Below are 14,749 nucleotides of genomic sequence, written 5' to 3'. Positions count from 1 at the left end.
ACTCGGTCAGTCGATGCGGCGCATCCAGCCGAAGGTGTCCTCGGCGCGGCCCAGCTGGACGCCGACCAGCGCCTCGCGGATCCGCATGGTGAGGTCCTGGCTGGCGGGCGCCGGGATCTCGCCGCCGGCGTACTTCAGCGAGCCGACCGGCGTCACGACGGCGGCGGTGCCGCAGGCGAAGATCTCGGTGATCCGGCCGCTGGCGACCCCGCCGCGCCACTCGTCGATGCCGAACTTCCGCTCGGTGACCTGGTGGCCCATCTTGCCGGCGAGCTCGATGATCGAGGAGCGGGTGATCCCCTCGAGGATGGTGCCGGTCTCGGGGGTCACGATCGAGCCGTCGTCGAAGACGAAGTACATGTTCATCCCGCCGAGCTCCTCGACGTACGTGCCCTCCTGGGCGTCGAGGAAGACCACCTGGTCGCAGCCCTGGGCGTACGCCTCCTGCTGGGCGACCAGGGAGGAGGCGTAGTTGCCGCCGGTCTTGGCCGCGCCCATGCCGCCGCGGCCGGCGCGGGTGTACTCCTCGGTGAGCCACAGCGTGACCGGCTTGATGCCGCCCTTGAAGTAGGCGCCGGCCGGGCTCGCGATCACCATGAAGGTGACGTGCTGCGAGGGCCGCACCCCGAGGAACTTCTCCGAGGCGAACATGAACGGGCGCAGGTAGAGGCTCTTCTCGCCGCCGTCGGGGTTGCCGGGGACGAAGCGCTCGTCGACCTTCACCAGCTCCTCGACGGCCTGGAGGAAGTCGGGCACCTCGAGCACCGGCAGCGCCAGCCGGTGGCTGGAGCGCTTCATCCGCTCGGCGTTGGCCTCGGGGCGGAACAGCCACAGCGAGTCGTCGTCGTGGCGGTAGGCCTTCATCCCCTCGAAGGTCTCCTGCGCGTAGTGCAGGACCGCGGCCGCGGGGTCGAGGGTGATCGGGCCGTACGGCGTGATCCGGGCGTCGTACCAACCCCGCTCCGGCGTCCACTCGACGGTGAACATGTGGTCGGAGAAGTGCACCCCGAAGCCCGGGTTGGCCAGGATCTCGGCCAGCCGGGCGTCGTCGGTCGGGGTCGCAGAGAGGGTGGTGGTGATCTGCATGGTCATCAGGTTAGTCCTCGTTAACGCGGGTCGGGAGTGGGCCGTCTGCCCGCGCTGCCGGGCGAGGTGCCCAGCGCGCGGACTAGCCGGCTACTCGGGCCGCGATGGCGTCGCCCACCTCGGGCGTACGACGCTGCGAGCCCGGCGCACGCGCCTCGAGGTCGGCGAGCACCGCCGCCTCGATCTTCGCCGCGGCCTCCGGGTGGCCGAGGTGGTCGAGCAGGAGCGCGCCGGAGAGGATCGCGGCGGTCGGGTCGGCGATGAGCTGACCGGCGATGTCGGGCGCCGAGCCGTGGACCGGCTCGAACATCGACGGCGCGGTGCGGTCGGGGTTCACGTTGCCCGACGCCGCCAGGCCGATGCCACCGCTGATCGCGGCGGCGAGGTCGGTGACGATGTCGCCGAACAGGTTGTCGGTGACGATCACGTCGAAGCGCTGCGGGTCGGTGGTCAGGTAGATCATCACCGCGTCGATGTGGCTGTAGTCGGTGGTGACGTCCGGGTACTCCTCGGCGACCTGCTGGAACAGCCGCCACCACACCTGGCCGGCGTGCACCAGCACGTTGGTCTTGTGGACCAGGGTGAGCTTCTTGCGGGGGCGCTTGCGGGCGCGCTCGAAGGCGTCGCGGATCACCCGCTCGACGCCGTACGCCGTGTTGACCGACACCTCGGTGGCGACCTCGGCCGGGGTGCCGACCCGCAGCGCGCCGCCGTTGCCGGTGTAGGGACCCTCGGTGCCCTCGCGGACCACGACGAAGTCGACCTCGCCCTTGCTCAGCACCGCCTCGGACAGCGGCGACACCGAGCCCGGGTAGATGCGCGAGGGGCGCAGGTTGACGTAGTGGTCGAGCTCGAAGCGCAGCTTGAGCAGCAGGCCCCGCTCCAGGATGCCCGGGGGCAGGTTCGGGTCGTTGGGCTTGCCGCCGACGGCGCCGAGCAGCAGGGCGTCCTGGCCGCGGATCTCCTCCAGCACGCTGTCGGGCAGCACCTCGCCGGTGCGCAGGTAGCGCTCCGCGCCGAGGTCGTAGGAGGTCTGCGCGAACTTCAGGTCGGCCGGCGCCGCGACCTCGAGGACCTTGAGCGCCTCGGCGGTCACCTCGGGGCCGATCCCGTCACCGGGGATGACGCCGAGAGCGACCTGGCCGGTGGTGACGGGGGCTGCAGCGGAGGAGTCGGTCATGGGAGGAAAACCTAGTTGTCGTCGGGGAGCGCGGCGTCACCGTCTCGCAGGTCAGTCCCCGCGGCGGGCGTGTCGAGCTGGGCGAGGTGGAAGGGGTGCTCCGGGTCGTGCTTGGCCGGACCCCACTCCCGGGCGTCGCGGTAGTGGGTCGAGCGGGAGGTGGTGGTGCTGAACATGGCTGGCGTCCTTCGGAACGTCGGGAACGAGGGAGGGCGGTGCTGACGGGTGCTGGTCAGTCCTGGCCGCTCCCACCGCGACGGGTGGGCGTCAGCTCGTGGATCTCACGGGAGCTCGACTGCGACGGGGATGCGGATCGCGCGATATGCCGATCGGTGGGCCCGCCGCGGTGTACTGCGGAGACGTGCCGGGACTTCAGCTGATCGAGAAGCCCGACGCGGTATCGGGGAACGCCGCGTTCACCGCGGCGAGGTGGCCTCTCTCAGGCCTCGCCGCGGCGCACGATTACGAGAAGGGCGCTCCGCATGATGGGACGACTGTACGGCAGGGCGGGTGGGTGTGTCCGCGGTTCGTCCAGCATGCGAACGCTCGGGTGCAGGAATAACCGGTCAACCGGCGATTCCTGCACCCCGCCCACCCCGCCACGCCCACGATCCGAGACCTGCGTCCCGGTCCTTGACCGCCGGGTGAGACTCAAGACATGAGCGCGCCCCCCGAGCTGCCCGACGTGGTCTACCGCGCGTTCGACGTGTCCCGGCGCGCCGGGTACGTGTCGTTCTGCCGCAACGAGACCGGTCGGCTGCTCGCCGCGCTGGCGGCGACCCGCGAGGGCACCATGGCCGAGTTCGGGACCGGGTGCGGGGTCGGCACCGCCTGGCTGCGCTCAGGCGTGCGCAACGACAAGGCGCGGATCCTCACCGCGGAGCTCGACCCCAAGCTGGCGGCGGCCGCGATCGAGATCTTCGACGACGACCCGCTGGTCGACGTCCTCGAGGCGGACTGGTCGACGCTGATGGACAAGGGCCCGTTCTCGCTGCTGTTCCTCGACTCCGGCGACCGCTCGGCGGTCGGCGTCGACAAGATCGCCGACCTGGTCGAGCCGGGCGGCATCGTGGTGCTCGACGACTTCTTCCCCTGCGAGATGTGGCCGCCGATCACGGGCGGCCGGGTCGACACCCTGCGCGAGGAGTGGCTCACCGACGAGCGGTTCACGACCGTCGAGGTGATGGTCGCGCCCGACGCCTCGGCGCTGATCGCCACCCGTCGCTGACCCCTCCGCGCACGCCGTGAGCCCGCCAGGGGGCGAGCGGTGCGTCGTACCCGGCATGCGGGTCGCGATTCGACCGGAACCGCGACCCATCTGCCGGGTACGACGAGGAGACCCGTCCCGGACGACGAGGAGACCCGTCCCGGACGACGAGCAGACCCGGCCCGGACCCGGAGGCTCAGACCTCGCCGGGCTGGGCCCGCCGGATCACGATCCGGGTCCACGCGCCGAGATAGACCCGCGCGTCGGGCGCGATCTCGCGCTTCTCCCCCGCCGGCAGCGGGTCCTTGGGCAGCGGGCCGACGGCCGAGCCGAGGTAGGTGCCGTTGGACGAGCCGAGGTCCTCGACCCACCAGCGGGTGCCGTCGGTGGTCAGCTGGCAGTGGCGCCGGCTGATGCCGTTGTCGGCGGCGAGGTCGATGTCGGGGTGGATGCCGCGACTGCGGGAGGTGCGGCCGACCAGGACCGACGTCGCGCGCAGGGGTACGACGGTCGGCACCCCCGCGGACGGGAGCGGGTCGGTCGACTCCTGGTCGGCGTACCAGTCGGGGTCGATCCAGACCTCGGCCACCCAGGCCTCGGCGAGCGGCGGCGCGATCGAGGTCCCCGCGGCGGCCGGCTGCTTCGCGTCGGAGGTGCCGGGGTCGTCGACGCCGGCGGGAGCGGCCGGGGCGGACGGGACGCCCGCGCCGAGGTCGAGCACCGACGGCGTGACCGGACGGGGCATCGAGCCGGTGGTGAAGTCGTAGCCGCAGGCCTCGCAGAACAGCGCGTTCGGCGGGTTGGCCGCCTGGCAGTTGGGGCACTCGGCCGTCGAGGGCGCGGCGGGCGCGGGCGGAGCCGCCGGAGCCGCCGGAGCGGCGGGAGCGGCGGGCGCGGCCGGGGCACCCGACCCGTCCGGGGCCGGCGTACCGCCGCCCGCCGGGATCGGCAGGCCGCAGACGTCGCAGTAGTCGTCCGAGGCCGACTCGTGCCCGGACGGGCAGGTGCTCATGCGGTGGGCTCCTTGCGGATCCGCGTGGTCTTGGTGGACGCGGTGTCGAGGGCCATCTCGTCGGCCTTCTCCACGGTGCGCTTGAGCCGGACGGTGCCGGTCTCCTCGTTGTCGACGTCGACGACCTTGCGCAGCTTGGAGGTGGCCTCGTCGTTGCCGGTCTCGGCGGCGAGCTGGACGGCGCGGCCCAGCTTGGTGGTCGCGGTCGCCTCGTCGCCGGCCGCCTTCGCGGCCAGGCCCTCCTGGATCACCTGCGCGAGCTCGGCCTGTCCGGTGTAGTGGGCGACCTGCTGGTCGATGCGGGTGGTGAGCTCGGAGTTGTTGGACCAGGTCGCCTTGACCAGGCCCTGCGCTACCACGTCGCTGCCGAGCGCGAGCTGGACCCGGGCGGCGAGCTGCTCCTGGCCGATCGCCTTGGCCGGCACCCGGACGGCGACGTGGTAGTCGCGGGACTCGTCGGACCAGGCGCCGGTCGGGTAGTCGCCGGTCAGCGGGTTGACCGGCGTACGACGGTTGGTCAGGTCCTCGACGGTCGGCGAGACCTGGCGCACGAAGAGCACCTCGGCACCCTGCGGGGTCCACACCCGCAGGGAGGCGTCGGCGACGCCGCGGGCCATGGCGTTGCGCATGATCTCCTGGAACTGCGCCTTCATCTCGGCCGGGCTCGGGATGATGTCGACGGTGCCGAGCAGGGCCTGCGCGATCCGGCGGATCTCGGCGACCTGCCAGTCGGTGCCGGCTCCGCGGCAGTCGGCCTGGAAGTAGCCGGTGGCGCGGTTGATCGCGTCGTCGAGACGGCCGGGACGCTCGCGGTTCTCTCCGTCGGTGAGCAGCAGCACGTGGCGCTGGGTGACCGCGCTGACCGAGGAGAAGAGCTGGCCGGCGAGGTCGAGCCAGGTGCTGATGGCCGTGCCGCCGCTGCCGACGAAGCGGTCGATCGCCGCGGAGGCCTCCTGGCGGGTGCGGGCGTCCATCGGGACCATGCCGGGGCCGCTGGAGACCTGCGGGTAGGCCAGCATCGCCCGGTCGGCACCGGCGATCACGGCGAAGTAGGTGCCGTCGACGATCTCGGCGAGCGCGGCCTGCGCGCCCTCCTTGGCGGCGGCCATCGTCGCCGGGCCCATCGAGCCCGAGGTGTCGACGATGATGATCTCGCCCGCGCTGCCCGCCCCGGACTGGCCGGCGGTGCCGGCGCCCTGGCAGGTGATCGTGACGATCGCGTTGACGTCGGTCCCGCCGTCGGGCAGGAACTCGTTCTGGTAGACGGCGGCGCTGAACTCAGCCATCGCTCGGCTCTCCTCCTGGGGTCGGCGTCTGGTCATTGTGCCCGAGGCCCGGAATCTCGACCCGGGCCAGGGCGGCGGTGATGTTGTCGTGACCGCCCGCGTCGTTCGCGAACGCGACCAGCGCGAGGGCGAGCTGAAGCGGGTCGGTGGTGGCGGCGGCGCGCACCTGGGCGGCCAGCGCCTCGGGCTCGGAGGCGTAGTTCCACAGCCCGTCGGAGCAGGCCAGCAGCCAGCCGCCGCGGTCCACCTCGAGTGCGCCCACGGTGGGCTTCTGGTCCTCGGAGTCGCGGCCCAGCCACTTGGTGATGGCGTGCGCCTGCGGCCCGGTCTCGGCCACCTCCCGCGCGACGCCGGAGGCGATCTGGGCCTGGGCGACGGAGTCGTCGACGGTGAGCTGGACGGGGGTGCCGTCGTCGGGCAGCCAGTAGGAGCGCGAGTCGCCGATGTTGGCCCAGGTGATCCGCCTGCCCTCGAGGACCGCGGCCGTGAAGGTCGCCGAGGCCGGGTTGGGCGAGTCGGGGTCGGTGACCGCGACGATCGCGGTGTTGGCGGCGGCCGCGGCATCGGTGAACACCTTGCGTACGGCGGCGTCGCGGCTCTCCGGCGTACCCATCCCCGCCGGCAGCGGCATCCGCAGCACCTCCCGCGCGGCGCGCGCGCCGGCCAGCGACGCGACGTCGGAGTCGATGGAGTTGGACACCCCGTCCATCACGATGAGCACGGCCCGCGAGCCGGGCTCGGCGCCGGCGAGCAGCGCCATCGCATCCTCGTTGCGGTTCTTGCGGATCGCCTTGTCGCACACGCCGGCGACCCAGGGGGCGGGCTGCTCCTGGAAGTGGTCGCGCTCGCTGGGCGCCTTGGTGCCGCACTCGAGGCAGTAGAGGTCGGGGCCGACCTCTCCCCCGCACTCCGCGCAGGGACGCCGCCCGGCCGGTGCCGGCGGATCGGGCAGCGCGGCCGCCGGCTTGCGGGTCGGCGCGCTGATCGGCGCGTCGCCGAGCGGGTCGTCGGCGGAGGCCACCGCCGCCGGCACCGGGGCCGCCGCCGCGGCACCCACCTGGGCGCCGCAGTTCTCGCAGAACCGCGCCCCGGGGGCCAGCGCGGCCTGGCAGGAGGGACAGTTCACGTGAGGCTCCAGTTCCTGACGGCGTTGGCCTGGTTGACCAGGGTGACCCGCTCCTTGAGGTCGACCGCGTCGCGCGCGAGCAGCCGCAGCGCGTTCTCGATCCCGTCGCGCACCCCGGCCTCGGTCGCCTCGACGGCGCCGATCCGGGCTCCCGCCGGGACCTTGCCCGCCGTCACGACGGGCAGCGCCTCGCTGAGGATGCGCACGGTGAACCGCTGCCGGGTGGCCTGGTCCACGCTCGAGGAGTCGATGGTGCGCATCGCCTGGTCGAGCACGGTGACGTCCTGGGCGCTGCCGGACAGCAGCACCTCCGCACGCTGCTGGCGGCTCTCGGTGTAGCCCCGGCTCGTGGTCGGCACCAGGTCGAGCGCAGCCACGGCACCCGCGACGTCGTGACGCTCGGCGCGGACCCGGGCCATGCCGAAGGCCGCCGGCGGCACGTACGCCGCATCGGTCGACGCGCAGACGAGGTAGAGCCCCTCGGCCACCTCGGGCAGCCGGCCGCGCTCGCAGGCGAAGGCCAGGGCCAGCTTGGGCGCGAGCTCGCCGGGCACCTGTTGGTAGACCGCGTTGAACGACGCCTTCGCGGTCTCCCAGTCGCCGGCCTGGACCGCGGCCAGGCCCTCGATCCACAGTGCCCGCCACTCCCACGGGTCGTCGGTGAGCAGCCGCTGCGCGTGGCTCTTGGCGAGCACCGGGTCGCCGAGGTCGAGCGCGGCGTGCGCTCGCGCCAGCCACACCTCGGCGGTGTCCTCGGGCGCCGTCTCGAGGTCCTTGAGCCGCTGCTTGGGGTCGTCGTCGGCGATCGTGCTCAGCCAGCCGTACTGCGGGTCGGTGGTGTCGGTGCGCAGGTCGGGCAGCTGGCTCCACTCGGTGATCGGGCGAGCGGTCGCGGGCGACTCGAAGAGGACCGAGGCGGCCGACGTGGTCGCCGTACCCTGCCGCTTGCGGGCCACCACCTCGCGCAGCACGCCCAGCACCTGGGTGCGCATCTCGTCGACCGACGCGAACCGGTCGGCCGGGTCGGGCGCACAGCACTTCGCGATCAGCTGGTAGAGCGAGTCGTACTCCTGGAACAGCGGCGTCGCGTCGACCGGCGGCAGGCTGTGGAGGTAGGTGCCCTGGTAGCCGCGGAACTCCATGCACAGCACCACGAGGGTGCGGCCGATCGTGTAGATGTCGGAGGCGACCGACGGCCCGACCTCGGCGACCTCGGGCGCCTGGTAGCCGACGGTGCCGTAGATCGCCGACTCCTCGTCGTCGATGCGTCGTACGCCGCCGAGGTCGATCAGCTTCATCGCGTCGCCGACCTGGATCATGTTGTCGGGCTTGAAGTCGCAGTAGACCAGGCCGAGGTCGTGGAGGTACTGGAACGCCGGCAGCAGCTCGAGGATGTAGGCCAGCGCCTGGTCGACCGGCAGCGGGTCGTAGGCGCCGTTGTTGGCGACCATCCGCTGCTTGAGGATCTGCTTGAGCGACTTGCCGCCGACGTACTCCATCACGATGTAGCCGGCGCCGTCGTGGGTGACGAAGTTGTAGATCTCGACGATCAGCGGGTGCTCGACCTGGGCGAGGAACTGCTGCTCGGCGATCGCCGCGGCGAGCGCGTCGGGGTCGCCGGAGTTGAGCAGGCCCTTGAGCACGACCCAGCGGTTGGAGACGTTGCGGTCGCGGGCGAGGTAGATCCAGCCGAGTCCGCCGTGGGCGAGCGCGCCCGCGACCTCGTACTGACCGGCGACCAGGTCGCCCTGCTTGAGCTTCGGCGTGAACGAGAACTGCTGGCCGCAGTTGGGGCAGAAGCCCTCGCTGCGCCCGGGCTGGCCGTCGATGCTGCGGCCCACGGCGTTGCCGCACTTGGCGCAGCTGCGCTTGTCCTCCGGCACCTGCGGGTTGGCCATGATCGCCTTCGCGGCGTCGACCGGCGGCGCGGGAGGTACGACGGTCAGCCCGGCGCCGATCCGGGCCGCCCGCATCCGCTGCGAGCCGGTGCGGGTCCGTCGGGTGGAGGTGCTGCCGCTCGCACCGGCGCGCTTGGAGCCGATCGCGGCGGACTGGACCCGGCTGGCGGCGGTGGCGGAGGTGCCCTCGCGCCCCGAGAGCGGCTGCGACTCGGCCAGCGCGGTCACCTCGGCGACCTTCGCGCCGGGGACGGCGGGAGTGCCGCAGACGTCGCAGTAGCCGTCGAGGATGGTGCCGGTGCAGCCGGGCTGCTGGCAGGTCGAGGCCGCGACGCTGGCCGGGTTGCCGGCGACCGCGGCGGCGATCGGGGCCTTGACCGTGCCGGAGTCGGCGATGGGCGAGGCCGCGCCGGGCATGCCGCAGACGTCGCAGTAGCCGTCGACGATGCTGCCCGTGCAGCCGGGTTGGGTGCAGGCACCTGCGCTCATGGCGTCGTCTCCTTGGTCAGCCAGGTCTGGTACGTCGTGACGAGCTGCCGCGCGACCACCATCGGCGTCGGGCGGCGCTCGAGCAGGTCGCGCGCGGACTTCTCGCTCGCGACCAGGTCGGGATGGTCGGCCACGCCCGCGGCGCGCGCCTTGGCGAGGTACGCGTCCAGCAGGGCCACCAGCTGGGAGTGCTCGTCGAGCGCCGCGGCGTAGGCGTGCTGGGCCACCTCGAGGGCCTGCGAAACCCGGTCCAGGCGCTCGCGGTAGGGGCCGATCGCGTCGGGCGTGACCGGCACCGGGCCGAGCGCCGCGACGTCGGGGACGGCGTACCGCGGCGCGGGGTCGACCGTCACCACGCAGGTGCCGGCCAGCTTCTCCAGCGCCGCCGCACGGGCCTCCAGGTCGGCCCGCAGCTCGCGCGCCGAGATCACCTGGTCGCGCGCGTCGCGGCGCCGGGCGTTCCCGACGATCAGGTCGCGCTCGAAGGTGGTCGCCTCGACCTCCAGCGGCCCGAGCATGCCGCCCGCGTCGCCCCCGCGCTCGGCCTTGGCGGTGATCCCCTCGAGCCGCGACATCAGCTCTGCCAGGCGGTTCACGGCGCCGTCACGGGTGAGCGCCGGCTCCAGCCCCACCTGGTCGCGGATCCGCTCCAGCTGCGCCCGCAGCTCCCGGATCCGCGCCGCCTGCTCGTCGGCACCCGGCACCAGCGCCAGCCGGCTGCGCAGCTGCCCGGTCAGCGCGTCGCACAGCCGCCCCGCCTCGGGCAGCGACACCGCCAGCCCACCCGGCAGCTCGGTCGCCCCGTCGAGCCGGCCCCAGATCAGCGCCGAGATCCGCTCCCGCTCCTGCTGGAGCACCCGGCCGCCGTCCCACGTCGCGAAGACCAGCTGGTAGCGGTCCGCGATCGCCTTCCACAGCGCCAGCGCCAGCGACATGTCCCCCGCCAGCTCCCCGCCCCGGCCGACCGCCAGCGCGGCCTGGTCGAGCTCGTCGAGCTCGGAGCGTCGTACGCGCAGCCAGGTGTCGAGCTCGCCCAGGTAGGCCTGGATCACGGCAGGCTCCAACGCGTCCCCGAGCCTGCCGGGGGCGGTGGGTGCCGTGGTGGTCATGGTGGCCTGCACGCTCACCGGCCGTAGACCGGAGTGGGCGGCGTCGCGTCGACCGTCAGCGTGGGCTTGAGCCACTGGTCGTAGATCTCGGTCCAGCGACCGTTCGCGCGCATCTGGTCGAGCACGGAGTTGACGAAGCGGACCAGCGCGACGTCGCCCTTGTTGAACGCCAGGCCGTAGGGCTCGTCGGTGAGCTTCTCCTGCTGCGGGACCGCGGTGTAGGGATCCTGCGCGGCCAGCCCCGCGAGCACGGTGTCGTCGCCCGTGATCGCGTCGACCTCGCTGTTCTGGAACTTGATGAGGCAGCCGGTGTGGGTGCCCGCCTCGACGGCGACCACGTCGGGCTCGATCTTCTTGATGTTGGCAACGCTCGTCGTCGAGGCCGGAGCACAGACCCGCTTGCCGGCGAGGTCCGCGGGGCCGGTGTACGTGTCGGCCTCGTCGCTGCCGACCAGCACCTTCTGGGTCGCGTTGTAGTAGACGGCCGAGAAGGCGACCTGGGTCCAGCGGTCGCAGTTGACCGTCATGTTGCGGGCCACCATGTCGATCCGACCGTCATCGAGCATCGTGATCCGGTCGGAGGCCTGGATCACGCGGTACTCGACCGGGACGCCGAGCGCCTTGCCGATCTCCTCGGCGAAGGCGATGTCGAAACCCTTGAGCTTGCCGTCGGTCGGGTCGGTGAAGCCCATCTTGTACGTGTCGCCGGAGACGCCCACGACCAGCCGGCCCTTGTTGGTGAGCTGCTTGACCGCGGCTGCCTTGTCGCCGCTCGGGTCGTAGGACTGGGTGGGGTTGGTGCACTCGACCGGGGTGGCCGCGGCACCCGGGGCCGCCGGCGTGCTGTTCTCGGCCTTCGGCAGCGGGGTGGCGTCGTAGCCGCACCCCGCGAGCAGGGCGGCCGTCGCGGTCAGCGTGACCGCCAGGACTCGGATCCTCATCAGGAGAACTCCCTCCGTCGCTCGCCGATACCTCGGGCCACGGACAGCGCGGCCGCGACTCCGAGGAGCAGCGTCAGTCCGCTCAGCACCAGCGCGAACCAGCGACCGCTGCGCAGGTCGTCGGTCGCCACCGCACCGTTCTCGTCGATCGCGGCCCGGGTGGCGTCGTCGAAGGGCTGGAACGCCGCGCCGCTCTCGTCGCCGGCCTTCTGGCGGGCCTGCTCCCATTCGCCGGCGTCGTCGAGCGCCACGATCTCGTCGTGGACCTTGGTGTAGGCGTTCCAGTCGCTGCCGGCGCGTGTCCCGGAGGCGTCGACCGCCGCAGCGGCCTCCTTCCACTTGGGCTCGTTGGTCGGTCCCGAGCCGCGTTGGATCAATCGCAGACTCTCGAGCGCCTTCGCGTCGTTGCCGGCGGTCCGCGCGTCGGCCTCGTGGACAGCGGTGGCGAACTCACCGTCGCGCAGACTGTCGTTGGAGCTGTCCCGGATCCAGGCGCCGGCCACGGTCACCAGGGTGACGACGAGGACGATGACGGCCGCGACCGCGATTCCCTTGTTGATCCGCCGGCGGAAGTGGCGGGCCAGCTCTCGGTTGAGCCACACCAGCGCCACCAGGACCACGACGCCGAGCAGGAACAGCCAGATCGGGTGCTGTCCGCCCATCGCATCCTCGGCCCGCTGCTGGTTGGCCTTGATCAGCTCGTCGAGGATCGGCAGGGCGCTCGCGCGCAGCTCGGCACTGGCGGTCTTCAGGTACTCGGCCCCGATCGGGAAGTTCTGCCGGTTGTTGTCACGGCCCTGCGCCACACCGGTGGTGTACTCGGAGATCTCGACGTTGAGCGCCGCGAGCGCCTTGCGGTCCGCGGGCTGCGCCTCGGCCGCGTCGGCGATGTCCTCGAGCACCCCGTCGATCGCGTCGTCGTACTCCTTGCGCTGGGCGGGATCCTCGAGGCCGCCCTTGAGGAAGGCGTTCGTCGCGAGCGCGTCCGCGCGCAGCAACGAGGTCTTGACCTCCTGCACCCGCAGCAGCTGCTCGGTGTCGTCGGCCGCCCGTCCGTCGGACTGCCAGCCCACGAACTGCACGAGCGCACTCACGATGCCGAACACGATCGCCACGCTCATGCCGATCAGCTGCCAGCGGTTGAGCAGCGCCGGCGTGTCGACGTACGACGGCGCGGGCTGGGCGGCCTGGACCGCGGGGACCGCCGCGGCGGGTGCGGGTGCGGCAGCCGGTGGCGGCGGGGCGGCCGCGGGGGTGGCGGTCTGGCTCACGACTCCTCCTCGGGGGTCTCGGCCTGGGGGTCCTTCGGCTTGCGGGCGACGGTGGCGTCGTCGCCGAACGGGTCGACAGGCTCTGCCGGCGGCGCGTCCGCGGGCGGGAGGACCTCGCCCTCGACGGCGGGCTCGGCGGGCCCGGCGGGCTCGGCGTTCGGGTCCACGACGAGGTCCTCGGGCTCGAGGGCGCGCAGCTGCTCCACGGTCGGCTCGGCGATGTCGCGCAGCCGCCAGGCGTGGTGGCCGATCGCGGCCTCCATCAGGTTGCGCACGAACCGGGCGTTGCCGAACGACGGCCCGCGCTCGGTGCCGCCGAGGATCTCGCGCAGCCGCGCCAGCACCGGCTCACCCGCGTCGTAGTCGGCGCCCTTCACCATCGACTCGAAGATCGCGGTGAGCTCGTCGTCGGTGTAGTCGGCGAAGTCGATGGTGGTGCGGAACCGGCTCTCGAGGCCCGGGTTCTCGGAGATGAAGATCGCCATGGGGAGCGGGTATCCGGCGACGATGACGACGAGGTCGTCGCGCTTGTCCTCCATCTCCTTGACCAGCGTGTCGATGGCCTCCTTGCCGTACTGGTCGCCGGAGAGGGAGTACGCCTCGTCGATGAACAGCACACCGCCCTCGGCGGACTTCACCACCTCGGCGGTCTTCGCGGCGGTCTGGCCGAGATACCCGGCCACCAGCTCGGAGCGGTCCACCTCGACCAGCTGGCCCTTGCTGAGCAGGCCGAGCGCGCGGTAGATGCCGGCGACCAGGCGGGCGACGGTGGTCTTGCCGGTGCCGGGGTTGCCGTTGAAGACGAGGTGGCGGGTGATCGTCGGGCTCTCCAGGCCGGCCTTCTTGCGCAGGCCCTCGACCCGCAGCACCGCGGCCTGGCGGTGGATCTCGCCCTTCACGTTGGCCAGCCCGATCAGCCCGTCGAGCTCGGCGAGCAGTTCCTCGACCGTCTTGGTGGGTTGGTCCGGCTCCGGCTCCTCGACGGGCGGGGTCTCCGGCTCTTGAGCCTGGGTCTGCACGCCGGACGAGCCACGTGCTGCCGGGTCAGCAGCGTTCGGCAGGCCACTTTCTGCCGGGTCGGCGCTCAGGGAGGGCGTGGCGTCGTTCAGCGCGCCGAGCTGACGGCGCACCTGCTCGCCCACCCGGCGTACCTGGTCGAGCATCTGGTCCCCGAGGCCGGGCACCGGCTGGCGGGTGGGCAGGTCGAACGCGCCGGGCGCGCTCGACGACGGGGTCAGCCCCGCCGCTCCCCCGCCGAGCTGGGCGGTGGTGACGGTGGTGGCGGCACCGACGGCGTCGGGTCCGGGCTCGCCGAGCGCCGAGCCGGCGAGGGCGACGTCGGCGAGAGCACCGGCGTAGTCGGCCGAGGCGGCGGACTTCTCCAGCAGCAGCTGGGCCATGAGCGGCGTCGGGCCGGCTCGGAACCGGTTGCCTCGCTTGGCGGCCAGCATGTGCTCCTCCGCGGAGCGCTCGCGCCCGGTCTGGGCGCACCAGTCGACGAACGCGCCGCGCGAGCGCTCGGAGACGGTGGCGGCGACCGCCTCGCCCTCGGCGCGGGCGACGGACTCGTCGAGCCCGGCCGCGCGGGCCGTGGCGACGAGGGCGTCGAGGGCTTCGGTGAGCGTCGTCATGGGGTTCCCAGCGTGAGGTCGGGGCCGCCCGAGGAGGAGTGGCCGAACTTGGCGTCGAGGAAGCGGCTGTGGGCGATCAGTGCCTGGGCGTCGGCGCGGTTGGCGGCGTCGAGGATCTGGTCCATCGTCGCGCCGAGCAGCTCGAGGGTCTCGATGAGCACCAGCAGCGCCGTCTTCGGCCCGTCGATCGGCCGGGTGTCGGCCCAGTCGCGGGGCAGCCGGAGATAGGACTGCAGCGCCTCAGGGAGGTAGTCGGTCGCGGTCGCCACCACCGAGTAGCTCTCCTCGCTGCCGAGCCCGAGCTGGCTCAGCCGCGGCAGCGTCTGGTTGATGGTGCGCGCGATCCGCTGCACCCGCGAGACGACCACCGGCGGCGCGTTGTTGTCGGTGAGCATCGCCGCCACCTGGTTGAGCGCGGCGCGGATGTCCTGCTCGGTCGGCGCCGGCGGCACGACGTACGCCGGCTCCTGCGCGGCGCCTCGCGACCTGCGCCACCACGACTTCAGCCCCACC

At 72.7% G+C, this 14,749-nt stretch carries 13 protein-coding genes; 1 reads left to right on the top strand and 12 read right to left on the bottom strand.

What is annotated here, in order from left to right:
- Positions 1 to 6: 6 nt before the first annotated feature.
- The 3 genes from JOD66_RS22370 to JOD66_RS22360 form a co-directional block, all read right to left on the bottom strand.
- A complete protein-coding gene (locus JOD66_RS22370; protein WP_205126511.1) occupies positions 7 to 1,086 on the bottom strand; it encodes a branched-chain amino acid aminotransferase in 1,080 nt (359 codons plus the stop codon).
- A gap of 82 nt (positions 1,087 to 1,168) precedes the next feature.
- Positions 1,169 to 2,266, bottom strand: a complete 1,098-nt coding sequence (locus tag JOD66_RS22365; RefSeq protein WP_204839022.1) for a 3-isopropylmalate dehydrogenase — start codon at positions 2,264 to 2,266, stop codon at positions 1,169 to 1,171.
- 11 nt (positions 2,267 to 2,277) lie between these two features.
- A complete protein-coding gene (locus tag JOD66_RS22360; protein WP_204839021.1) occupies positions 2,278 to 2,442 on the bottom strand; it encodes a hypothetical protein in 165 nt (54 codons plus the stop codon).
- Positions 2,443 to 2,924: 482 nt separating this feature from the next.
- Here JOD66_RS22360 and JOD66_RS22355 point away from each other — a divergent pair, with 482 nt between their 5' ends.
- Entirely contained in the window at positions 2,925 to 3,494 is a 570-nt protein-coding gene (locus tag JOD66_RS22355; RefSeq protein WP_204839020.1) for an O-methyltransferase, read from the top strand.
- A gap of 175 nt (positions 3,495 to 3,669) precedes the next feature.
- Here JOD66_RS22355 and JOD66_RS22350 read toward each other — a convergent pair whose 3' ends face one another.
- The 9 genes from JOD66_RS22350 to JOD66_RS22310 are packed head-to-tail and all read right to left on the bottom strand — an operon-like array spanning position 3,670 to position 14,748.
- On the bottom strand, positions 3,670 to 4,485 hold the full coding sequence (locus tag JOD66_RS22350) for a double zinc ribbon and FHA domain-containing protein (RefSeq protein WP_204839019.1): 816 nt from the start codon (positions 4,483 to 4,485) through the stop codon (positions 3,670 to 3,672).
- Positions 4,482 to 5,771 (bottom strand): vWA domain-containing protein, encoded by a 1,290-nt coding sequence (locus JOD66_RS22345; RefSeq protein ID WP_204839018.1) that lies wholly within the window; start codon positions 5,769 to 5,771, stop codon positions 4,482 to 4,484. Before JOD66_RS22345 ends, JOD66_RS22350 begins: the two co-directional genes overlap by 4 nt.
- The gene (locus JOD66_RS22340; protein ID WP_307823659.1) at positions 5,764 to 6,897 is read right to left on the bottom strand and encodes a PP2C family protein-serine/threonine phosphatase; all 1,134 of its coding nucleotides are present in this window, start codon (positions 6,895 to 6,897) and stop codon (positions 5,764 to 5,766) included. The genes JOD66_RS22345 and JOD66_RS22340 overlap by 8 nt, the downstream gene beginning before the upstream one ends.
- Positions 6,894 to 9,284, bottom strand: coding sequence for a serine/threonine-protein kinase (locus tag JOD66_RS22335; RefSeq protein ID WP_204839017.1), 2,391 nt, complete (start codon positions 9,282 to 9,284; stop codon positions 6,894 to 6,896). Before JOD66_RS22335 ends, JOD66_RS22340 begins: the two co-directional genes overlap by 4 nt.
- Positions 9,281 to 10,393, bottom strand: a complete 1,113-nt coding sequence (locus tag JOD66_RS22330; protein WP_204839016.1) for a hypothetical protein — start codon at positions 10,391 to 10,393, stop codon at positions 9,281 to 9,283. The genes JOD66_RS22335 and JOD66_RS22330 overlap by 4 nt, the downstream gene beginning before the upstream one ends.
- A gap of 14 nt (positions 10,394 to 10,407) precedes the next feature.
- A complete protein-coding gene (locus JOD66_RS22325; RefSeq protein ID WP_204839015.1) occupies positions 10,408 to 11,334 on the bottom strand; it encodes a glutamate ABC transporter substrate-binding protein in 927 nt (308 codons plus the stop codon).
- Positions 11,334 to 12,605 (bottom strand): GlnX family signal transduction membrane protein, encoded by a 1,272-nt coding sequence (locus tag JOD66_RS22320; RefSeq protein ID WP_204839014.1) that lies wholly within the window; start codon positions 12,603 to 12,605, stop codon positions 11,334 to 11,336. Before JOD66_RS22320 ends, JOD66_RS22325 begins: the two co-directional genes overlap by 1 nt.
- Entirely contained in the window at positions 12,602 to 14,236 is a 1,635-nt protein-coding gene (locus tag JOD66_RS22315) for an AAA family ATPase (RefSeq protein ID WP_204839013.1), read from the bottom strand. The genes JOD66_RS22320 and JOD66_RS22315 overlap by 4 nt, the downstream gene beginning before the upstream one ends.
- A complete protein-coding gene (locus JOD66_RS22310) occupies positions 14,233 to 14,748 on the bottom strand; it encodes a hypothetical protein (protein ID WP_204839012.1) in 516 nt (171 codons plus the stop codon). The genes JOD66_RS22315 and JOD66_RS22310 overlap by 4 nt, the downstream gene beginning before the upstream one ends.
- Between the last annotated feature and the right edge of the window lies 1 nt (position 14,749).

The organism is Nocardioides nitrophenolicus (assembly GCF_016907515.1).
Classification (GTDB): domain Bacteria; phylum Actinomycetota; class Actinomycetes; order Propionibacteriales; family Nocardioidaceae; genus Nocardioides; species Nocardioides nitrophenolicus.
Note: the sequence above shows the minus strand (reverse complement) of the source record. Positions and strands in the feature narration are given on the sequence as shown.